The organism is Pontibacter flavimaris, from assembly GCF_001907195.1.
GTDB lineage: Bacteria > Bacteroidota > Bacteroidia > Cytophagales > Hymenobacteraceae > Pontibacter > Pontibacter flavimaris.
Genome location: NZ_LVWA01000005.1, coordinates 880,435 through 902,091 on the forward strand (window position 1 = coordinate 880,435; position 21,657 = coordinate 902,091).

Annotated in this window: 19 protein-coding genes; 8 read left to right on the forward strand and 11 right to left on the reverse strand. The window is 53.1% G+C overall.

Going from position 1 to position 21,657, the window contains the following annotated elements; all coding sequences use genetic code 11:
- Positions 1-1,137: 1,137 nt before the first annotated feature.
- The gene (gene glgX, locus A3841_RS12005) at positions 1,138-3,264 is read left to right on the forward strand and encodes a glycogen debranching protein GlgX (protein WP_073852692.1); all 2,127 of its coding nucleotides are present in this window, start codon (positions 1,138-1,140) and stop codon (positions 3,262-3,264) included.
- A gap of 227 nt (positions 3,265-3,491) precedes the next feature.
- Here glgX and A3841_RS12010 read toward each other — a convergent pair whose 3' ends face one another.
- Positions 3,492-5,378: a nitronate monooxygenase family protein gene (locus A3841_RS12010; RefSeq protein WP_317042483.1), complete on the reverse strand. Its 1,887-nt coding sequence runs from the start codon at positions 5,376-5,378 to the stop codon at positions 3,492-3,494.
- Positions 5,379-5,595: 217 nt separating this feature from the next.
- Between A3841_RS12010 and A3841_RS12015 the strand changes: the two genes are divergently transcribed.
- The 5 genes from A3841_RS12015 (at position 5,596) to hemA (ending at position 11,919) form a co-directional block, all read left to right on the forward strand.
- Positions 5,596-7,137, forward strand: a complete 1,542-nt coding sequence (locus A3841_RS12015) for a sensor histidine kinase (protein WP_073852520.1) — start codon at positions 5,596-5,598, stop codon at positions 7,135-7,137.
- Positions 7,138-7,144: 7 nt separating this feature from the next.
- Positions 7,145-7,597 carry a response regulator gene (locus A3841_RS12020; RefSeq protein WP_073852521.1) on the forward strand — a complete coding sequence of 151 codons (453 nt, stop codon included), beginning with the start codon at positions 7,145-7,147 and terminating at the stop codon, positions 7,595-7,597.
- A gap of 147 nt (positions 7,598-7,744) precedes the next feature.
- Positions 7,745-8,977 carry a hybrid sensor histidine kinase/response regulator gene (locus A3841_RS12025; protein WP_073852522.1) on the forward strand — a complete coding sequence of 411 codons (1,233 nt, stop codon included), beginning with the start codon at positions 7,745-7,747 and terminating at the stop codon, positions 8,975-8,977.
- Complete coding sequence (locus tag A3841_RS12030; protein ID WP_073852523.1) at positions 8,974-10,035, forward strand: response regulator; 1,062 nt, start codon at positions 8,974-8,976, stop codon at positions 10,033-10,035. The genes A3841_RS12025 and A3841_RS12030 overlap by 4 nt, the downstream gene beginning before the upstream one ends.
- A gap of 618 nt (positions 10,036-10,653) precedes the next feature.
- Positions 10,654-11,919 (forward strand): glutamyl-tRNA reductase, encoded by a 1,266-nt coding sequence (hemA, locus tag A3841_RS12035; protein ID WP_073852524.1) that lies wholly within the window; start codon positions 10,654-10,656, stop codon positions 11,917-11,919.
- Between the two features lie 34 nt (positions 11,920-11,953).
- On the opposite strand, the gene A3841_RS12040 is transcribed toward hemA, so the two are convergent.
- The 4 genes from A3841_RS12040 to A3841_RS12055 all read right to left on the reverse strand — a co-directional run bounded on the left by A3841_RS12040 (position 11,954) and on the right by A3841_RS12055 (position 14,695).
- Positions 11,954-12,457 carry an ankyrin repeat domain-containing protein gene (locus A3841_RS12040; protein ID WP_073852525.1) on the reverse strand — a complete coding sequence of 168 codons (504 nt, stop codon included), beginning with the start codon at positions 12,455-12,457 and terminating at the stop codon, positions 11,954-11,956.
- A 112-nt stretch (positions 12,458-12,569) separates the two neighbouring features.
- On the reverse strand, positions 12,570-13,421 hold the full coding sequence (locus A3841_RS12045; protein ID WP_073852526.1) for an alpha/beta fold hydrolase: 852 nt from the start codon (positions 13,419-13,421) through the stop codon (positions 12,570-12,572).
- 144 nt (positions 13,422-13,565) lie between these two features.
- Positions 13,566-14,051 carry a hypothetical protein gene (locus A3841_RS12050; protein WP_139307943.1) on the reverse strand — a complete coding sequence of 162 codons (486 nt, stop codon included), beginning with the start codon at positions 14,049-14,051 and terminating at the stop codon, positions 13,566-13,568.
- Positions 14,052-14,221: 170 nt separating this feature from the next.
- Entirely contained in the window at positions 14,222-14,695 is a 474-nt protein-coding gene (locus tag A3841_RS12055) for a hypothetical protein (RefSeq protein ID WP_073852528.1), read from the reverse strand.
- Positions 14,696-14,912: 217 nt separating this feature from the next.
- Here A3841_RS12055 and mug point away from each other — a divergent pair, with 217 nt between their 5' ends.
- Positions 14,913-15,476, forward strand: a complete 564-nt coding sequence (mug, locus tag A3841_RS12060) for a G/U mismatch-specific DNA glycosylase (RefSeq protein WP_073852529.1) — start codon at positions 14,913-14,915, stop codon at positions 15,474-15,476.
- Positions 15,477-15,535: 59 nt separating this feature from the next.
- Here the strand turns inward: mug and A3841_RS12065 are convergent, their stop codons facing one another.
- From A3841_RS12065 to cysC, 5 genes are all read right to left on the reverse strand, one after another.
- Entirely contained in the window at positions 15,536-16,159 is a 624-nt protein-coding gene (locus A3841_RS12065; RefSeq protein ID WP_073852530.1) for an HAD-IB family phosphatase, read from the reverse strand.
- Between the two features lie 264 nt (positions 16,160-16,423).
- A complete protein-coding gene (locus tag A3841_RS20295; RefSeq protein WP_170866181.1) occupies positions 16,424-16,600 on the reverse strand; it encodes a hypothetical protein in 177 nt (58 codons plus the stop codon).
- Between the two features lie 286 nt (positions 16,601-16,886).
- Positions 16,887-18,458, reverse strand: coding sequence for an N-acyl-D-amino-acid deacylase family protein (locus A3841_RS12075; protein WP_235861382.1), 1,572 nt, complete (start codon positions 18,456-18,458; stop codon positions 16,887-16,889).
- Between the two features lie 130 nt (positions 18,459-18,588).
- Positions 18,589-19,377 carry a 3'(2'),5'-bisphosphate nucleotidase CysQ gene (gene cysQ, locus A3841_RS12080; RefSeq protein WP_073852532.1) on the reverse strand — a complete coding sequence of 263 codons (789 nt, stop codon included), beginning with the start codon at positions 19,375-19,377 and terminating at the stop codon, positions 18,589-18,591.
- 120 nt (positions 19,378-19,497) lie between these two features.
- Positions 19,498-20,112 carry an adenylyl-sulfate kinase gene (cysC, locus tag A3841_RS12085; protein WP_073852533.1) on the reverse strand — a complete coding sequence of 205 codons (615 nt, stop codon included), beginning with the start codon at positions 20,110-20,112 and terminating at the stop codon, positions 19,498-19,500.
- 123 nt (positions 20,113-20,235) lie between these two features.
- Here cysC and A3841_RS12090 point away from each other — a divergent pair, with 123 nt between their 5' ends.
- A complete protein-coding gene (locus A3841_RS12090; RefSeq protein WP_073852534.1) occupies positions 20,236-21,132 on the forward strand; it encodes a sulfotransferase domain-containing protein in 897 nt (298 codons plus the stop codon).
- On the opposite strand, the gene A3841_RS12095 is transcribed toward A3841_RS12090, so the two are convergent.
- Positions 21,133-21,615, reverse strand: coding sequence for a hypothetical protein (locus A3841_RS12095; RefSeq protein ID WP_073852535.1), 483 nt, complete (start codon positions 21,613-21,615; stop codon positions 21,133-21,135).
- Positions 21,616-21,657: the final 42 nt, after the last annotated feature.

The window sequence follows — 21,657 nt, forward strand, 5'->3', positions numbered from 1 at the left end:
TAATAGGTGGATAAAATTTCTCCCTTGCGTGCGCGGGCTTAAAGGCTGTGGCTTTTTGTACTTGGGCTGTACTTTTATACTTGCTGCTATACTTAATATTTCCCCTCTGGCGCGAGTTTGCAACTCGTGTCCTACTATGATGTTGGGTTTGCAACCCAACAGGCTTGAAAAGCCATATTTATACTTGGGCTATATTTTATACTTGCAGCTATACTTTAATCATACTTCCGCTCTTTCGGATTTGCAATCCGGAAGTATAATAGCCGCGGATTTGCAATCCGCGTGAGCCATACTTTTATTCTTTGCTGGCGCAAGCGTCCGCTTGTGTCTCTCTTAGCCCCTGCTTCCTGCAATCCGAACCAAGCTATACTTGCTAACTACCGTTGATCCTCTAGACTTACAATTCTATAGTTTCATCTCATACTTTGGTGCTCTCAAGCCCGGGAGGGCTCCCCGAAATGCTTCGGGGTAAACTCTCTCGGGCATCGCGCTGGGAGCTTTTCCTTTGCTCCTGCGTCGCAATGCCTCACTGGCGTTCGGCACCGGATCTCACAAGGCGCTCAACCCAAGGACTGGGATCAGTTTTCGATAGCTCCTGCCTTTTGTCATCTCGACCTTCGGGAGAGATCTCTTTATAATTCCAGATAGATCTCTCGCCCTGCTCGAGATGACAGGAGAAAGTGACAAGTATACTTCCCCTCCTCGGAGGGCCAGGAGTGGTTTCATACTTGTAGGGACAGGTCGCGACCTGTCCGCGCGAGAACAGCGACCATGAAGCTTATACTTCAGCAGCAGCAGTTACACAGCTCCCTCCCCTGTTTTTAGGGGAGGGCTGGGGTGGGGTGATGAGGGGTAGGGGTGGTTGGATTCGGTAATGCAGAGCTCTCTTCCCTGTTTTTAGGGGTGGGTTCATACTTTGTAGAGCCGGTTCGGGTCCTGCACATGCCTTTTACTTCTGCCTGAAAGTATAAAAACCGTCTTCGTTAAAAGGCCTGGCAAGTATAAATCACTTAAAAACAAAATGCTGCCTTTAAAGTATAACCGTTGTACTTATTGCAGATCCTGATCCAAGAGAAGTATAAAAAAGAAAGTATACTTCCCCACTGCTGCAGTACCCCATACTTTAACCACATGATGATGAACATAGAAAGTTACCCCGGCAGCCCATACCCCCTGGGCGCCACCTGGGATGGAGAGGGAGTGAACTTTGCGCTTTTCGCGGAGAATGCCACCAAGGTGGAGCTTTGCCTTTTTGAAGGATCCGGTGAGGAGACGGAGTACGCCCGCATCAACATGTCGGAGCGAACGCACCATATCTGGCACACCTACCTGCCTGAAGCCAGGCCGGGGCAGCTCTACGGCTACCGCGTGCATGGGCCGTACGATCCATCGCACGGGCACCGGTTCAACCCCTACAAGTTGTTGCTGGACCCATACGCCAAAGCCATAAGCCGCACCATCGAGTGGCACGACTCGCTTTTCGGGTACAAGATGGGCCACCCCGATGAGGACCTAAGCTTCAGTAAAGATGACAGCGCGCCGTATATTCCGAAGAGTGTGGTTATTGATCCTACATTTGACTGGGCCGGCGACAGGAAGCCGAAGATCCCTTACCACAAGACCATTATCTACGAAACCCATGTAAAGGGCTTCACCAAGCTGCACCCAGACATTCCGGAGGAAATACGGGGCACGTATGCGGCGCTGGGGCATCCGGTAACCATTAAGTACCTGAAGGAGCTGGGCATCACGGCTGTGGAACTGATGCCGGTGCACCATTTTATCAACGACCGGCACCTGGTGGAGAAAGGGCTTTCGAACTACTGGGGCTACAACACCATCGGCTACTTCGCGCCCGATGTGCGCTACTCCAGCACCGGCACCCACGGCGAGCAGGTGGTGGAGTTCAAGGAGATGGTCAAGGCGCTGCACAAGGCCGGAATCGAGGTCATCCTGGATGTGGTGTACAACCACACCGCCGAGGGCAACCAGATGGGCCCGACGCTTTCGTTCCGGGGGATAGACAATGCCGCCTACTACCGCCTGACGGAGGACCAGCGCTACTACATGGACTATACCGGCACCGGCAACACGCTCAACGCGAACCTGCCTAACGTGCTACGCCTCATCATGGACAGCCTGCGCTACTGGATTGAGGAGATGCGGGTGGACGGCTTCCGCTTCGACCTGGCGGCCACGCTGGCCCGCGAGCTGCACGAGGTGGACCGCCTCAGCGCCTTCTTCGACATCATCCACCAAGACCCGGTTATCTCGCAGGTAAAGCTGATTGCCGAGCCCTGGGACATTGGTGAGGGCGGATACCAGGTAGGCGAGTTCCCGCCGGGCTGGGCCGAGTGGAACGGCAAGTACCGCGACAGCATCCGCGATTACTGGCGCGGCGCCGACAGTATGCTGGCCGAGTTTGCCGAGCGCTTCACGGGCAGTTCCGATCTGTACCGCGATGACTACCGCAGCCCGACGGCAAGTATAAACTTCATCACCGCCCATGATGGCTTTACGCTGAACGACCTGGTGTCTTACAACGAGAAGCATAACCTGGCCAACGGCGAGGACAACAACGACGGCGAGAGCCACAACCGCTCCTGGAACTGCGGCGTAGAGGGGGCCACGGACGATGTGGAAGTACTGGCACTACGGGCAAAACAGAAACGTAATTTCCTGACCACGCTCTTCCTCTCGCAGGGTGTGCCGATGCTGGTGGCCGGTGACGAGATAAGCAGAACCCAGCATGGCAACAACAACGCCTACTGCCAGGATAACGAGGTGTCGTGGCTGAACTGGCAGGAGGCGGATGCGGAACTGCTGCAGTTTACCCGTCGCCTGATAAAGTTTACCCGGCAACACCCCACATTTAACCGCCGCGGCTGGTTTAAAGGCCAGCCAATAAAAGGAGGAAACCTGAAGGATATTGCCTGGTTCCTGCCGGAAGGGGGCGAGATGACGGAGGAGAATTGGAATCACGACTTTGCCAAGTCGCTGGGGGTTTACTTCAACGGCAAGGGGCTGCACGCCAAAGGGCCTAAGGGCGAAATCATAACCGACGACAGCTTCTACGTGATCTTTAACGCCCACTATGAGCCGCTGAAGTATAAACTCCCGCCCAAGAAGTATGGTGAGCGCTGGCGTAAGGTGATCGATACGGATGCCAACCTGATAGAGGAGCAGGGAGAGCAGTTTGCCTACGGTAAGACGCTGGTGGTGGCAGCCCGCTCGGTGGTGGTGCTGCAGCAGCCGGAAAAATGAGCGCCCTGACGCACCAGGAAGATGCCAAAGTATAAAGTATAAAGGCCGGTAATTTTACCGGCCTTTATACTTTATACTTGCAGTTGCGATTTATTAATGTGTGCAGGTGTAAACTCACCCCAACCCCTCCGAGGAGGGGAATCACCTACTCTTTTCGGAAAATTCCCCTCTTGGGAGGGGCAGGGGTAGGTTCATTGCAACCTGGGTTTTATACTTTGATGCTGCATCTATATTGCTACAGCCTTCTCCACACTTTCAGAGAGTAACTGGTCCTCAAACGCCAGCAGTTCGTCCAGCATGATCGCTTGTCGCTCCAACTGATCCTGGAACAGGGTTGGCAAAAGCTGTTTGTAGTAGGCAATGCCCTCCTGCAGGTTACTGCGGAAATTCTGCAGGTACTTGAGTTGTTTGTCTGTCAGTTCCTCCAGTTGCTCGTCCTTTTTCTTTTTCCAGTAGTCCACGTACATCTTCAGCTCATTGACGAACATGTGCGGGCGGTAGGTATGGTTCAGGGCGTTGAAGCGGCCGTAGATATGGCCCACCATCTCGTGCAGCTTAAAGATGCCGGAGAAGTAAGCCAGGTTAGGGCCGGGGCAGATGGTAACGGCCTTGGTGGCCGCTTTCTTGGTCATGTTGAACAGCAGCAGGGCGGAGGTGGCCAGCCCGTCGCACAGGCACTCTTTTTCCAATACCTTGGCTTCCTCGGCCTTGTATACTTCCGGTGCCAGTTGCAGGGACTGTAGCTGCTCCAGCTTGCGGCGCTGGTACTTGCGTGAGGCCGTGCAGATAGGCTCGTCCGTGAACTCTGTGTTGGATACCAGGTGCTTTTTCTCGCAGGGGCTGCCGGGCTTGCCTTTGTCTATGCGCTCCTGCTTCTGTCGCTCGCTGGAGGTGTTGCGCAGGGCGTTGAACGGCACGCCTAGCGGCGAGATCGGGCTCAGGTATAAATCATCGGAAGTGGCCTTTACCAATTGCTGTAAGGTAGGCTCATCCACGGTGGTGGCCTCCGGCACGAGCAGGAACGGCGTGCCCCAGCCGGTGGCGTCCACACCGAAGTGCTGCTTCAGGAAAGCGTCTTCCTGCGCCGTGCCGATGCCCCCCTGCACAGTCAGGCGCTGCGCTGGTATGACGTGAGGCACCTGAAGGCCCCTGGTGGCCAGGGCAGAGCTGAAGAGGCTATAAAGCTCCTCGCGCAGCGACTCGCGGTTCTGCCTGAATTCCTCCAGGATCGGGCCGATCAGGTAGCCGTCGGTGGCAAAGGCGTGGCCTCCGCAGTTCAGTCCCGACTCGATCCGGTACTCCGACACCCAAATGCCCTTCTTGGCCAGAATCTTACCCTGCACCATGGCAGAGCGGTAATCGCTTACCTTTATGATCACCTTCTTCTCAAAACTACCGGCCGCATCGGGCAAGAAGCACGGGAACTGCTCCATGTACCCGTAGAGGCGCATGTTCATGCCGGCTGAGAAAATGATGGAGGACTTTACGGTACTCTGTGCAAAACCACGCAGCGCGGCAAGGGCGTCGCTGTACTCCTGCGGCAGCGGCTTTCCGTCTTTGCCGTAGTTCACGCGGTCCAGCTTGGTCATGATGTTCACATCTATACTTCCGGCCACCACGGCGCGGCGCAGCTCCTGTTGCAGTGCCTCCCGCTGCTCCGGGTCCGCTGTCTGCAGCATCTGCTCATACTTTGCCCGCAGCGGGGAGTTGTCCGGCAGCAGCGTGAAGTACCTGGTCAGCTCCGTGTCAGGGGCAAATTCCTGCAGGCGTATTTCCTCCACCTGCTGCTTCACCAGTTCGTCCGTTAGGTTCAGGAATGCGGTGACGCGCCTGGCCCTGTAGTCCTCCTCCTTTGGCGTAATGGGCAGGTACGGTTTCTGATACAGCTGGCTGTAGTGCTGGCGGGTATACTCCATCAGGGCGTCGTCGCTGAGCGAGGCAACGGAGGAGATGCCGAACCGGGCAACCTTAAGCGGTGAATCAATGGAAAAGGCCAGACCCATAACAGGAATGTGGAACATGTGCGGTGATGTTTGTACCATGGTGGCTGAGATGTACGAAGTATAAAAATGAAATTTTAACGTATCCAGGGTGGCCCGGCAGCCTGTTTGCAAAGTATAAATACAGTGTAACTGGTTGTCAGACAAAGTATAATCCCTGCCGAAAGGAGGCAGCATTATTGGAGCACAAGGTACGGCGGGGGCCGGTGGGTATATATGAGTAGCGTCAGCGGAAATACTGACATCCATCATTTTTTATATATACAAAATGCTTTAGAGGGCTTTGTTTGTTGCGTCCTTAGTCTTTATCTTTATAAAAAAACGCATCCCGTTGGAAGAGAAGAATCAGCTGAATAAGGAGAACATCGAGAGCCGGACCAGGCTCAAAGCCATCATCGAGACGGCCGTGGACGGCATCATCACCATCGACGGCCGGGGCATTATGGAGAGCGCCAACCCGGCCGCCGCCCGTATCTTCGGGTATGAGCCGGAGGAGATGATTGGCCAGAACGTGAGCATGCTGATGCCCGAGCCCGACCATAGCCTGCACGACGGCTACATTGCCCGCTACATCAAAACAGGGGTGGGACAGATAATAGGCAAGGGGCGCGAGGTGCTGGGCAAGAAGAAGACCGGCAAGCTTTTCCCTTTCTTCCTGAGCATCGCCGAGGTGAAGCTGGAGGACAAGACCATTTTCACGGGCCTCGTGCACGACATCACCGACCTGAAGAAAACCGAGGAGCGCCTGCGCGAGAGCGAGAACCGCATCAACTCGATTATACAGACGGCGGTGGATGGCATTATCACCATCGACACCCGCGGGGTGATCGAGATGGTGAACCCGGCCGCCGCCAGACTCTTTCAGTACGAGGAGCGCGAGCTGATCGGGCAGAAGATAAACATGCTGATGCCCGAGCCCGACCGCAGCCTGCACGACAACTACATGCAGCACTACCACGAGACCGGTGAGAAGCGCATCATCGGCATCGGCCGCGAGGTGTCGGGCCTGAAGAAGAACGGCATGGTGTTTCCGCTCTACCTGAGCATCAGCGAGATCTACCTGACCGACCGCAAAGTATACACGGGCTTTGTACACGACATTACCCAGCAGAAGCTGAGCGAGGAGCGCCTGCGCCGCTATGCCGCCGAGCTGGAGCGCAGCAACCGCGAGCTGCAGGATTTCGCCTATGTTTCATCGCACGACCTGCAGGAGCCGCTGCGCAAGATACAGGCCTTCGGCGACAGGCTGAAGACGAAGGAGTATGAGAAACTCAGCGACCAGGGCAAGGATTACGTGGACCGGATGCTGAACGCCGCCTCGCGCATGCAGAACCTGATAAACGACCTGCTGGACTTCTCGCGGGTTACCTCGCGGGCAAAACCGTATGTAGTGGTAGACCTGGAGAAAGTGCTGGAGGAGGTGCTCTCGGACCTGGAGATTGTGATAGAGAAGACGGGAGCCCGCATCACGCGCACGCACCTGCCTGCCATAGAGGGTGACCCCACGCAAATGCGCCAGCTGTTCCAGAACCTGATCAGCAACGCCATCAAGTTCAGTAAGGAGGGGGTAACCCCGGAGATAAGCGTTACGGCACGGGAGCTGCAGCCCAAGGCGCACCTCACCGCCACGCCCGGCGACGAGCTGGTGGAGATTAGGATACAGGACAACGGCATCGGCTTTGATGAGAAGTACCTCGACCGTATCTTTAACATTTTCCAGCGCCTGGAAGGGCAGAAGTACGAAGGCTCCGGTATCGGGCTTGCCATTTGCCGCAAGATTGCCGTGCGCCACGGCGGCGAGATCACGGCCCATAGCCAGGCAGGGGTGGGCACCACCTTCATCATTACCTTAGCCAAAAAGCACGTACAGTAAAAGAAATATGAGCGCCAACAACAGAAGAACGATAGTGATACTTATTGCCGACGACGACGCAGAAGACCGCATGCTGGTGAAAGAGGCCCTCGACGAGAGCCGCCTCAAGAATCATGTGCAGTTTGTAGAGAACGGGGAGGAGTTATTGGACTACCTGCACAACCGTGGCAAGTTTGCCGACAAGGAAAAATTCCCGACGCCGGGCCTGATCCTGCTGGACCTGAACATGCCGAAGAAGGATGGCCGTGAGGCGCTGAAGGAGATAAAGTCCGACGACTTCCTGCGCGTGATCCCGGTGGTGGTGCTCACAACCTCCAAAGCCGAGGAAGACATCCTGCGCACCTACGACCTGGGCGTGAGCTCCTTTATTACCAAGCCGGTTACCTTTGCCTCGCTGGTGGATGTGATGAAAACCCTGAGCAAGTACTGGTTCGAGATCGTAGAACTGCCAAAACCCTAAGGAGTTAGAAAGTTAAAAAGTTAGAGAGTTAGAAAGTTGAAGACATTTTTATATTTCCTCGCTTCGGAATCATAAGTATAAATTTTATTCTCCTTCCCCCACACCACTTTCTAACTTTTTAACCTTCTAACTTTCTAACTCCCAACTATGCCTGATAATATAAAAGTTCTGCTGGTAGACGACGACGAGGATGACTACATCATCACCCGGGACATCATGGATGATATTCCCGGGCGCAACTTCTCGCTTGATTGGTCGTCGTCGTTTGGGGAGGCGCTGGAGCTGATCCGGCAGGATAAGTATGACGTGTACCTGGTGGATTACTACCTGGGGGCGCACGATGGCCTGGAGCTGATCACCAAGGCAGTGGAGGAAGGCGCCAAAGCCCCTTTTATACTGCTTACCGGGCAGAGCGACCGCCAGACCGATGAGAGAGCCATGAAGGTGGGCGCGATGGATTACCTGGTGAAAGGCACCTTCAACCCCTTCGACCTGGAGCGGTCCATCCGCTACAGCCTGGAGCACGCCAAGAGCCTGGGCGAGATTCACAAGCTCAACTCGCAGTTGGAACAGCGGGTGGAGGAGCGCACGCAGGAACTGGCCGAGGCCATCACCAAGCTGGAGCAAACCAACCGCAGCCTGGAGGAGGCGCAGCAGGAAATACAGAAAGCGCTGCAGAAGGAGCGGGAGCTGAACGAGCTGAAGTCCCGGTTCGTGACCATCGCTTCGCATGAGTTCAGGACGCCGCTAAGCACGGTGCTTTCGTCGGCCTCCCTGGTAAGCAAGTATAAAACCGAGCAGGACGATGAGAAGCGGCAGAAGCACGTGGATCGGATAAAATCGGCGGTAAGCAACCTCACTACCATTCTGAACGATTTTCTGTCCATCAGCCGCATAGAGGAAGGGCGTATCTACAATGTGCCCAGCACCTTCAGCCTGAAGCCATTTGTGCGGGAGATAGTGGAGGAGATGAGAGGCTACCTGAAAAAGGGGCAGAAGATAGATTACCGCCACACCGGCGACCACGATACCGTGACCATTGACAAGCAGCTGCTGAAGAACATCCTGCTGAACCTGCTCTCCAATGGCAGCAAGTACTCGACCGAGGGCAAAACGGTGATTTTTACCACTGCCCTGGAGCAGGACACCTTAACCATAACCGTACAGGACCAGGGCATCGGCATACCTAAGGTTGACCAGGCGCACCTCTTTACACCGTTCTTCAGGGCCCAGAACGTTACCAACATACAGGGCACTGGTCTGGGGCTGAACATCGTAAAAAGGTATGTGGAGATCATGAACGGTTCTATGGAGTATGACAGTGAATTAGATAAAGGCACTACCTTTACCATAACGTTTCCAAACATCGCTGACGCATGAAAAAAATATTATTGATAGAGGATAACACCGAGATACGGGAAAACACGGCTGAGATCCTGTCGCTGGCCAATTATGCGGTGGTGGAGGCCGAGAATGGCCGGGTGGGCGTAGACCTGGCCCGGAAAGAGCAGCCCGATCTTATTATCTGCGATATCATGATGCCCCAACTGGACGGCTACGGCGTGCTGCACCTGCTCAGCAAGGACCCTGCCACGGCAAGCATCCCCTTTATCTTCCTGACGGCGAAGACCGAGAAAGAGGATTTCCGGAAAGGCATGAACCTGGGGGCCGACGATTACCTGACCAAGCCCTTTGACGATGTGGAGCTGCTGGACGCCATTGAGATGCGCCTGAAAAAGAACCAGTTGCTGCAGGCAAACTTTAAAAAGAACGCGGAGGGGCTGGAGGAGTTTATTGAGGAGGCCAAGGGCTACGAAGAACTGGAGCAGCTATTCTCGGCAGAGCGCCGCCTGTCGGTACTGAAGAAAAAGCAGTTCCTGTTTATGGAGGGCAACAGGCCCAACGCCCTGTACCTGCTCAACAAGGGCCGCGTAAAAACCTTTAAGTCCAATGAGGAGGGGCGGGAGTACATTACCCACCTTTACAAGGAAGGCGACTTTATCGGCTACCTCGATTTGCTGGAGGAAAGCCACTACCGCGAATCGGCCATGGCACTGGAGGAGTCGGAAGTATACATCATCCCGAAAGAGGACTTTTTCTCGCTGCTGCACCGCAACCGCGATGTGGCCAGCAAGTTCATCAAGATACTTTCGGATAACCTGGCTGAACGCGAGGAGCGCCTGCTGAAACTGGCCTATAACTCGGTGCGCAAGCGCGTGGCGGAGGCCCTGCTGCTGGTGGAGAAGCAGTACCAGCGCGAGGAGGGCGGCACGAAGCAGATCGCCATTTCCCGCGAGGACCTGGCAAGTATAGTGGGCGCTTCCAAGGAAACCGTTATCCGCACTCTCGCTGATTTTAAAGACGAAAAGCTCATCGACAGCCACGGAAGCCGCATCACCATCCTGAACCAGGGCAAGTTGGAGCGCATGCGGAATTAAGTATGAGCCAAGTACAAGTATAAAGTAACTGAAAGGGACGCAAAATTTTGCGTCTCTTTTTTGTAGCACCCTGGTCCAACCACCCTTAGTCCTTCCCTGGACTAAGGAGGGGAATTATACTTGCTACTCACTGAGGAAGCTTTATAGGACTGCCATCTTTAGAAAAAAGTATAATCAGCAGCTACAGAGCTTATACTTTGTTGATCTACTAATCTACTAATAGAACTCCCCTCCTTAGTTAAGGAGGGGCAGGGGCGGTTGGATACTACCAAGTATAAATTCCGAAAGTATGATCTTGTCAGGATTTGTAATCCAGTTTTATACTTTGCCAGGCGTAGCGCTGCGGCTAAATACTGAAACTCGGATTGCAAATCCACATAGTACGAGCTTCGGGATTACAAATCCCGAAGCGCAATTTCGAGCAACTGCCATTTTATACTTGTGACCTAATCGTAGCCTTTAACGACGAGCGCCGCGAGCGGTAAGACGCCACAAAGTATAAATTCCGCCACTTTCTACCCTTAAACTGATAAAAAACGGCTGAATAGATGATAATTGTCATATTACCTGGAGCAGGGATTGTAGAAATTTGCAGGATACAAGAGAGACAAATAAACCATGCAGCACACGTTTAAGGCCCTTACATTATCCTACAAAATTGCACCTATTGCCGTACGCGAGGCAGTGTCGTTGAATGAGATAGCCTGTAAGAACCTGCTCGACAAGATCAACGAGTTCACCGACGCCCGTGATGTGCTGGTACTTTCTACCTGCAACCGCACCGAAGTATACTATGCCTCCGAGCAGGACCTTAGCCGCGAGCTGATCAAGCTTATTGCGTTGGAAAGGGGCTTTATTGCTACGAAAGAGATAACGCCATACTTTGAGAGTATAACCGAACACGAGAAGGCCGTGCAGCACCTGTTCTATGTGTCGCTGGGGCTGGAGTCGCAGGTGGTGGGCGATATGCAGATCCTGAACCAGGTAAAGAAAGCCTACCAGTGGGCGGCAGATGCCAACATGGCCGGCCCGTTCCTGCACCGCCTGATGCACACTATTTTCGCGGCTAACAAGCAGGCCGTGAACGAGACCGCTTTCCGCGATGGCGCCGCCTCCGTGTCTTACGCCACGGTAGAGCTGGTGGAGGAGCTGACCAAAGGCATGGAAAACCCGCGCGTGCTCATGATCGGGGTAGGGGAGATCGGCGCCGATGTGTGCGACAACTTCCAGAAATCCGCTGTTAGAAATATCGTCATCGCCAACAGAACACACCACAAGGCCCTGGAACTGGCGCAGAAAACGGGCGCCACTGCCGTGTACTGGGAACAAGTGTGGGAGGAGATTAGAATTGCTGACGTGGTGGTTTCATCCGTGCCCGGCGATTGCTTTTTTATCAGCAAAGACGCCTTGAAAGACGAAGAGCTGCGTACCCCGAAGTTCTTCATCGACCTGTCCATGCCGCGCAGCATCGATGCCGGGCTGGAGGAGTTGGAAGGCGTGCGCGTGCTGAACATCGACAACATCCGCAACCGGGCCACAGCTGCCCTGGAGATGCGCCTGGCCGCTGTGCCTGCCGTACAGCAGATTGTGGTAGAAGCCATGGCGGAATTTAAAGTATGGACAAAGGAGATGGCGATGTCGCCGGCGCTGCAGCAGTTCAAAAACCGCCTGGAGGAGATACGCCAGCAGGAGCTTGCCCGCTACCTGAAGAACCTGGGCGAAGCAGAGAGAGCCGCCGTGGAAGCAATTACCAAAAGTATGCTGAACAAGATCGTGAAGCTGCCAGCCATTGAGCTGAAAGCCGCCTGCCTGCGCGGTGAGTCGGAGGAGTTGCTACAAGGCCTGAGCGCGCTGTTCCAGCTGGAGCAGAAGCAGGAGGCCTAAGTATACTTTGGAGCCGTACGCTGGAGGGGTTTGATTAGCCTAGTTGCTTTGCGTGTTGCTTAAATAGTTCCAGGGCTTCCTCGTTTCCCTGCTGTATGGCCAGGTCGAAGGCGGTCAGGCCACGTATGTCGCGGATGGTGGCATCGGCTCCGCTATCTAACAGCGTTTTTACCAGCACGTTCCGGCCAAACAGAGAGGCGAACATCAGGGCAGTGCCACCGTTTCCGGTTTGCAGGTTCAGGTCGGCTCCATTGGCAATCAGCAGCCGCGCAATCTCATCGTAGCCCTTAAAGCTTACCCCCATCAGGGTGGTATTTCCGCCTGCATCCCCGGCATTTACGTCTGCGCCCGCTTCCAGCAGCAGTTTTACCGCCTCCAGGTTTCCGTTATAGCCGGCCAGGATCAGGGCTGTGTAGCCCCTGCCGTCCCTGGCTTCCAGGTCTATTCCCGACTCTATGGCTTGCTTCAGGTAAACCACGTCTCCTTTGCGGGCGGCGTCTAAAAACAAGTCTTCGGGGTGGGCTGAGTAAAAGGTCATCGGTTAAGATTTAGGTTAGGCTTATGTTGAACAGTACGGTGAAAGTAAGCGAAAAGGTAACAGGCCCTAAAGTGCCAGCTTATACTTTGATTTTGGCTGCGTATAAATCTCCTTATGAAATAAGGCCGTAGTGGGATGAAAGTATACGGTAGAACTCCGGCCCGTTTTGCAGCCACGGGAAGTGGCTGGAGCCGGGTATCGTAATAAAGTCCGCGTATGGGTAACGCTCCCGCACATACTTTTTGCTGGCGCCGTAAACGTCGTCGTCTCCGTAGGTAATGGTAAAGGGAAAGCCCTGGTCTATCATCGGCTCCAGTTCAGGTGCTTTCAGCAGGGCAAGGTTGGACCGGTTAATGGCCTTGGCGTTTATATGATCTACCTGCAAGGGTACAGGATCACTTACAGCATATCCTTTGTTGCAGTTCAGGCAATATTGGGTAAAGAGCCTTTCGTAGGCATTGTCGTTTCCCAGTAAACCGAGGGTGGCGTCCTTCAGCATGCCCATCCACTCTTTCTGCGTGCATTTGCCTTTATGGTATCGGGCCACTTCTAACCCCATCTCTTTCCATTGCCTGCCCGTGCCGGAGGCGGGACTGCACAGAAACAGGCTCTGGAGCAGATGCGGGTTCTGGTAGGCGTACACCTGGGCATACAGGCCGCCCCAGGAGTGCCCGAAAAGATGAAACCGTTCCAGGTTGAAGCGCTCTGCAATTTTATCGATATCGCTCAGGTAGGCACCTATGGAATAATCGCTGGCGTAGCAGGGGGAACTGAGTGTGCCGCGCTGGTGGAAAGTGATCACCTGGAAATGGTGGCTCAGGAACTCGGCCACCGGGCCAAGTCCATCCGGCACCCCCGGCCCGCCGTGCAGCAGTATCACGGTATCTTTTCCGCTGTTAGGGTAGATGACCGTATACAACCGGGTTTCCTCATTTTTAACCAGGAGTTCCCTCGTTTCTTCCATGGTAGTATAGTACGGAGGATATTAGATGAAAGTGATATTTAATGTTTGATTAGGATAGGGAGATTGAGAAGAACGGCTGGTATAAAAGGCGAACGAGGTGTAGCAAGGGTTAAGGCGGCACTTAGTTGGCGGAAGCTGTTCTTTTCACCCACCAATTGAATTTCTAAAGAACCTATAACACTCTTCTGTACTTATGTTGGCTACAACGTTAAAGTACCAATCACCACCGTCTTGTACTTCTACTATTTCTTTTTGCCAATCTTTGTGGTCAAAACCACTCTCTTTGGAAAAACAGTTGATCCAAATCAGTTTCTGCCCCCTTTCATTTATACCCCCAAAGTACTGTCTTCTATAAGTGGATAGGTCATTAACTTCCCCAATAGCTAAACTATCAGCACTTATCTTATCACCTTCTGCACATCTTTTCATGATTCTTTCGGCCACTACAATATCATCAAGCGAAGGTGTAAAGGGTGTAATATTATCTTTTTCCTTAGGTCTTAAGAGTATGCTAAATGTAAACACATCAGTGTTTGGTGACCCATGTTCGCTGAACACAACACCAGAAAAGCTGTCCGTTTCAACAAGCAAGTTGGCAGAACTATCTATAGGAGTAACTGAGTATTCCACACCGTCAATTTCTTGTGTTCTTGTCTTACTGTTACATGAAGAAGATTATCAGCAAGAGTATGAGGTGCTTCATTATATTTATATTTAAAAGTTACCGCCAACGGTTGGTACATAAAGCGAGCGAGGCACAGCCAATCTTGGCTTATGTGCGGGGTTAGTGGATGTTATTCTTAAATACCCCAACTTTCGTACTTGATAAACTTAAACTGCTTTTTCTGCTGGTCAAAAGAATAGATTGCTCGACCACCCCCAGAATTTATCAGCCGTATTTCTCCTTTCTCTTTTTTAGCACCTAAAGGCAAGATTGACACATCAAACTGACCGTTATGAAATTTTAGAGGAAAAAGGTAATGGTAAATAATCCCATCATTTCTATTGAGGATTTCACTAAGCTCACCTTCGCTTTCTTTGACTATTTTGATAACTGTATTCCCCACTTTTGTCATCAGACTATCAGTAACTACTTCGGGTTGATTGCTCAAATAAAGTGTGTCACATTTTACCGTACTTTTTTCAAGATGCTTGACATACTGAATCAGAGCGTTATTGTAGATGTTGCTCTGCCCTTTTACTTCTGTTGAATTAATGCTCTGCCCCACTGTTAGGAATGGTATCAGAAGTAGTAAGGTCAGAAGCTTTACCATTTTTTCTTTTTATAAATTAATATCGCCGCCAACTACAGTATAAACGACAACCTACGTTTATCTGCACTATGTGCGGAAGTTGCTTTATATTCTATATCCAAGATAAGTATAAATTCATACTATCCTATACTGTCTCTGTGGGGTTCTTTTAGTTAAAGGTCAGGTAAATAGCGGTGTAAATATAACCGTAAGTTGGCGGATGAAGTAAAAGACAGGTATGCTATCTACTAAGAGCCCAACCAAAGAAGAACTGGCCGCCGCCTCCGGAAAAACTGTACCCGACCTTATTGCCCCGGATTTAAAAGTGCTTTTCTGCGGTATCAACCCCGGCCTGTATACTGCCATAAAAGGCCATCACTTTGCCCGGCCAGGCAACCGCTTCTGGCCCACGCTGCATGCCGCCGGCTTTACCCCAGCTAAATACCAACCGCACCAGGAGAGCGATTTGCTGCAACTGGGCTATGGCATAACCAATGTGGTAGGCAGGGCCACCGCCAGCGCAGCAGAACTGAGCAAGGCCGAGTTGATTGAGGGAGGCATTACACTGGTGGAGAAGGTGATCTTATACCAGCCGCAAGTGCTGGCGCTGCTGGGCCTCAGCGCTTACCGCGTGGCCTTCGGCAAGGCTACTGCCGCCATAGGCCTGCAGGAGCAAACCATAGGGCAGACCAGGTTGTGGGTGCTTCCGAACCCGAGCGGGCTGAACGCGCATTTCCCCCCGAAAAAGCTGGCTGCCATATACCACGAGCTCCACGAATATGTGGCGCAGCCCGAGGGCTAGAAGTGAAGTATAAAGTATAAAGTAGGCTGGCAATGCAATAGCCTAAACAGCAGGACAGCTTATTTTTTATAGGGAGAGAGCTTGCCGTCATCATCTACCAGAAAGGCTTTCTCTGCCTCCTTCAGTATGGCTTCCTTGCTATCGGAGTATGCCTCCACAATTCGGAATTTCCTGGGCCGGTAATGGCTGGCGATACGGCGGAGCTTTTCTTCTTCTTTGCAGGCTTCGCCCACTACCTTGTAGGTGCTGCCTTCATACTTCACTTCCGTTCCGGCAAAGCCATCCACCGGGAAATGCCTGAAAAGCGGCTTCACGTATAGCTCCAGGCCACCGGTGGCGCAGAAAAGCTGCACGCCTTCCTTGCGCATCTTCTCAAAGTGCTGCCTCAATTCTTTGTTAAAGTTCTCTGGATACTCCTGCTCCCAAAACTCCTTTGCCAGCTTTTCAACCTGTTCGGGCGGCAGCTTGTCGAGGTAGTTAAAGAAGTTCTCCTTAAACTCGGTCTGGCGCATCCGGTTCAGCTTCTTTAACAATTTAAAGTAAGCCATCTCAAAAATATACTTAATCCGTTTTGGCCGCTTGCTCACCACAAATTTGTAGAATTCATCCTTCGAGCTCTTGTTGTAAAAAGTGCCGTTCAGGTCGAAAACGATCAGCTTTATCTCTTCCCCGCTGTCAGCCATTATACTTTGTGTTTCTAGTGAAGTAGGTATACGTAAGGCAGCAGGAGCAGAAACGCCCTTTTACCGGATTTTTGCTTGTGATCGGAGAGAGCCAGCCACCAAAGTCTGGAGTAAGGCGAGACAGTACCGGCAGCATAAGGCCTAAAAAGAAGGGAGAGGCTTATTGTGGAAGAGGTATAAATTGAGGAGCAGTTTAAAAAGACAGGGCAGCCTGCGCATGTTTCAGCGCAGGCTGCCCTGTCTTTTTGAATCTTACTATACTTGTTAATTACCCGTGGTGTCTGTATCGATGGTCTCGGTTTCGGTATCTATGGTCGTATCAATATCACGTGTTGTTCTTTCAACCTCAATCTCAGAAACGGTGGTGTCTGTGTCGATGACAGTACCGTCCGCTTCCTCGTTGGTTACGCCATCGTTGCCCCCGCAGGAGTAAAGGCCCATAGAACCGACAGCTATTGCACATGCAAATATTATCTTTTTCATATTAGTTTTATTTAATTTATACTTCTGGTAAACAATTGATAATGAATATCTGATTTACTCAAAAATTTATACTTAATGTAGTTTTTACGAGTCAGAGCAAGGAAAAGATACTTTTACGCTTCTTCATGACATTGTCCTAGGTTTGACTACTTGCCTCACTGACGCAGAAAAGCCAGTACGATTAAAAGCCTGATGCGGAAGTATAATGCACGACCGCACCAGGTTTTTATGCATCCTGGGAAACTTATTCCTGCGCCTGCTTGCGCAGCACCTTGCCTGCCCGCTCTTCCGTAAATCGCTCGCCCTCCTTTACCACCTTGCCGCCGATCAGCACATACTGAAAGCCGGTGGCCAGCTGGTCTGGCTTTGCGTAGGTGGCGTTTTCCTTTACTTCGGCTGGGTTAAACACGAGCAGATCGGCCTTGTAACCGGGCTTTAGCAGGCCGCGCTTTTGCAAGCCTATCGTTTCGGCAGGCAGGCCGGTCATCTTTCTCACGGCCTCCTCCAGCGTCAGCACTTTCTTGCCCAGCACATAGGTCTCAATCACCTTGGCGAAGGAACCGTACCCCCGGGGGTGGTGCATGCTGGGGCTGCCGTCAGACCCGATCATCACGTAAGGGTCCAGCAGCAGGCCCTCCTGCAGTTCCTCATCCATGATGAAGTAGGCGCCGCTGGCACCGTAGGGGCCAATGTTGTCCACCAGCACGTCCTCAAAGGGCTTATTTAGCTCCTTAGCAATCTGCGCCAGGTTCTTGCCGGTATAGCGGCCGGTGCCGATCAGCGTTGCCTCCGGACCATTGCGCTGCATCACCTTGTTGCGCATATACGTTCTCAATTCCTCTCCCCGCGTTTTCAGCACCTCCTTGTAATCGTGCGGCGATTTGGCCCAGTCCGGGAAAAGTATGGCGATGCCGGTAAAGCTGGCCGTGTAAGGGTAGAAATCGGCTGTTACCTTGGTGCCGCTCTGGCGAGCACTGTCGAGCACCTGCAGCACCTGGCGCGCCCGCTCTTTGCCCTTGCCGTACACCACTTTTATGTGCGATACATGCACAGGGCAGTACTCCCCCTGCGCCAGCAGCTCCCTGATGGAGGCTTCTACCAGCGCGTCGTCCTCGTTGCGCATGTGGCTCATCACCAAGCCTTTTTTAGCGCCCACCACTTTGGCCAGCCGGTTCAGTTCGTTGCTGGTGGCGTAGTAGCCCGGGTTATACTCCAGGCCGGTGGTAAGGCCGAAGCAGCCGGCATCCATGGCGTCGGCTACCAGGTCTTCCATGGCTTTCAGGTGCTCCTCGGCGGGCTGCTTCTCATACATCGCCCCGGATAAAACGCGCAGGGAGTTGTGGCCGGCAAACATGGCAATGTTCACGCCCGGCCGGGCCGTATCCACCGAGTCCATCCAGGCACCCATGTCTTTGTTGTTGTGGCTGAAACCGTCCTGACCCAGGCAGATGGTGGTGACGCCCATGGCCAGGAAATTCCGGAACTCGGGCTCCTTCAGCGGGTCGCCGTGGGCGTGGGCATCAATAAAGCCAGGCGTTACCACCATGCCTTCCGCCGGTATGGTTTTTAAGGCCTTGTAGGTGATAGTGGTGTCGCTGTCTATCAGAGCGATGGTGTCCTGGCCGATGAGCACGTTGGCTATAAAAGGAGCGGAGCCGCTTCCGTCTACCACGGTGGCTTTCTCCAGCAGCAGGTCGTAGGTCAGGTTGCGAGCTTCGTTCTCCTGCTCCTGCTGGCTAGCGCTTTGGCAGGCGGCGAAAAGTGACGCGGCTACCAGCGCGGGGAAGAATCTGATAAGGGATTTATACGTTGCCATAGATGGTGGTTATACTTTGCTGCAGCAGGTTCTCCGGTGATTTCTCCGACCCGACATGCCTCAGCCCATAAAATAAGGTATAAGGTACGGATAAGTATGGAAAGTAAGCAAGGTCTATACTTTGTCCGGATCAGAAAGCTATAAAATTCGGGTTCAGCAGGCTGGGTTTGTTGTAATCCAGTTCGTGCTGCAGGTTTTGTTGGTAAATTTCTCTGTTCAGCGCGTTAAGGATGGCGTGCGCGGCGGCGGTGTCCCACTCCATGGTAGGGGCGAAGCGGGGGTAGAGATCGGCCTTGCCCTCAGCCAGGAGCATGAACTTGAGCGAGCTGCCCATGCTGCTGATGCTGGCATCCGGAAAGCGCTGTATGAATTCCGCTGTTTCGGGGCTTTGGTGGGTGCGGGAGGCGATAATGGTGAGTTTTGATAGCTGCTGCAGTTCCTGCCATGTCCGCCTTTTCGGTAGCGGCATCAGCGGTGTTTTCTCTCCCCCGACCTCCTTAAAAACGCCGGTTGCAACCGAACCAAAGTATAAATCCCCCAGCACCGGGGCGTAAACAATGCCAGCTACCGGTTTGTTCTGGTGCATCAGGGCAATGTTGACGGTAAACTCGCCGTTGCGTTTCAGAAACTCTTTCGTGCCATCCAGCGGGTCCACGAGCCAGTACCAAGGCCACTGCTGCCGTTCTTCAAAAGTTGTCTGCGCGCCTTCCTCCGAGAGTATGGGCAAGCCTGTTTCCGTCAAATAGTTGCTGATGATAGTGTGTGCGGCACGGTCGGCTTGGGTCAGGGGGGAGTCGTCGGCTTTTATACTTACATCAATACTCCCGGAAGTATACACTTGCATGATGGCGCTCCCCGCTTCCAGCGCTGCCGTACGGGCTACCTGCAATAGGTCGGTTATACTTAAGTTGATATTCATCGAGATTAGGTTTTTATTAAGGGGATGAAGTATACTTTAAGAGCCAGGTTGCGATTTAGGGATGCTGTAAAAGTATAAATCAGCCTTGGCCTTTGGGGCAGCCTCAACTTAATTTTATACTTACATGGCCGCTTTCATGCGCTGCGGCAGCCGTAGCTGCGGCTCCACAAAGGCAATAAGCTTCTGCAGCGAGTCGTCTATACTTTCCCGGTCGGTTCTGAGCAGCAGGTGCGGGCTTTGCGGTGCTTCGTAAGGGGCGCTGATGCCGGTGAAGTCCTTAATAAGTCCTTGCCGGGCTTTGGCGTAGAGGCCCTTGGTGTCGCGCTGCTCGCATACCTGCAGGCTGCAGTTAATATATACTTCCGTAAACCGCTCCGGCCCCACCACCTGCCTGGCCAGTTCCCTTTCCTCCCGGTAGGGCGAGATGAAGGCGCAGATCACCACCAGCCCGGCGTCCAGCATGAGCTTGGCCACTTCCGCCACCCGGCGCATGTTCTCCTTCCGGTCCTGCTTGGAAAAGCCCAGGTCGCGGCACAGGCCGTTCCGGATGTTGTCGCCATCCAATAAAAAAACCTTGTAGCCCAGGTGAAACAGGTGGTGCTCCAGCCGCAGCGCCAGCGTGCTTTTGCCCGATCCGGAGAGGCCGGTGAGCCACACCAGCCGCGGCTCCTGCTGCATCTGCATCCTACGCTGCCCGTAGCCCACTTTGGAATTAAAGGGATAGATGTTTTTCATAGTTGTGGTTCGGTTTCACTGGCTTAAAGTATAAAACGCCCTACTTCTGCCCACCTTGTACGGCTACAAGGCGCTAAAAGTCGTATAGCAGGCTTATCGTATACTTTTAAACCACTCATACCGATGAAAATACTGCAGGGCGGGGCACCCAAATGCGGCAATTTCTGGCTTTACCAAATCCTACAGCAGCTCCTACACCGAAGCGGCCAGCCAGTGAACAGCTTTATCCAGCGGCACCCGATATACGAACTCGCCAAAACCTGGGAACTGAACTACCCGAGCCAGGCAAGTATAGATGTGCTCGACGTGACCGATTTGCAGTACAGCTACCGCATCAGCAGCATTTTCCGGATGCCGGTGGAAAGTATAAAAAGCTACGTGGCCCAAACCGATCATGTCTGGACGCACTCGCCGGTGTGCAAGCGCAGCAGCGAGCTGTTCAGCCTGTTTGATAAGAAAGTATACATCCTCCGCGACCCCCGCGACCGTGCCATCTCGGCCTCCAAATATTATACTTCGGAGTATATGCTGAAGTACTATCCGCAGGAAGAAACCGACGCCAAACGCTACCTGGAAAAGCATTTTGAGGAGCTGATGCTGGAGTGGGTGTGGCACGTATACGACCACCTGCGCCTGAGCGGAGAGCACAACATCCACATCGCTTTTTACGAGGGCTTTTTGCTCGATTTTCAGCGGGAGCTAACCCGGTTACTGCATTACCTGGAGGTAGATCTAAGCAGGAAGGAGCGGGCGGAGCTGCAGGAGGCTATGAGCTTCGCCACCCTCCAAAGCAAAAACCCGAAGCACTTGAAAAAGGGGCAGTCGGGCTATTGGATGGATCAGCTAACCGATGCGCAGGCGGCACAAGCCGATATGATTGCGGGCCCGCTGCTCCGTTTTCTGGGATATCCTGCCTTCAAGGGCCAGCCCATGAGTTATACTACCGAGCCGCCGCACCAGCATTTTGAGGCGTTGAAGGAAGAGATCATTACCTCGCAGCAGCCCCTGTACCAAGTATAGCTACCAAACGCCCAGTTGCCGGCCAATCGTTTTCAGCTGCCCAATGTGGTAGCCGGTATGGTGCAGGGTTGTCATAGCGGCCCAAGACAGGGTTTTGCCGTTAGGCTGTACTTTAAACAGCTCTGTGGCCGGATCTTTCACAAGGGAGATCATTTCTTCCAGTTCATGGGCGTAGGCATCAATGGCAGCGTTCCATTCCTGCTCGCTTTGTGGTTGGTGGTTTTCGGGCCAGTGGGCGTCGGGCCATACGTCCGTGTCCTGCTCCGGGTGTCTCATAAACTGTAGCAGTGTCTGTTGCCGTGCCCAGATATGGCCAAGCAAAACCCAGGCGGAGAAGTGAAGTCCGGCAAGTATGACACCGGCTTTTTGGTAATCGAATTCACGCAGCAGGATCACGTTAGGGGCAAAGCCGCCTTCCAGCAGCTCCACCAACTGCGCTCTCACAAGGCTGTCTATCTGTTGGGCTGTGTTTATACTTTCCATTTTCGGTTCTATTGATTTATACTTTCAGCTCATCAGAAACGG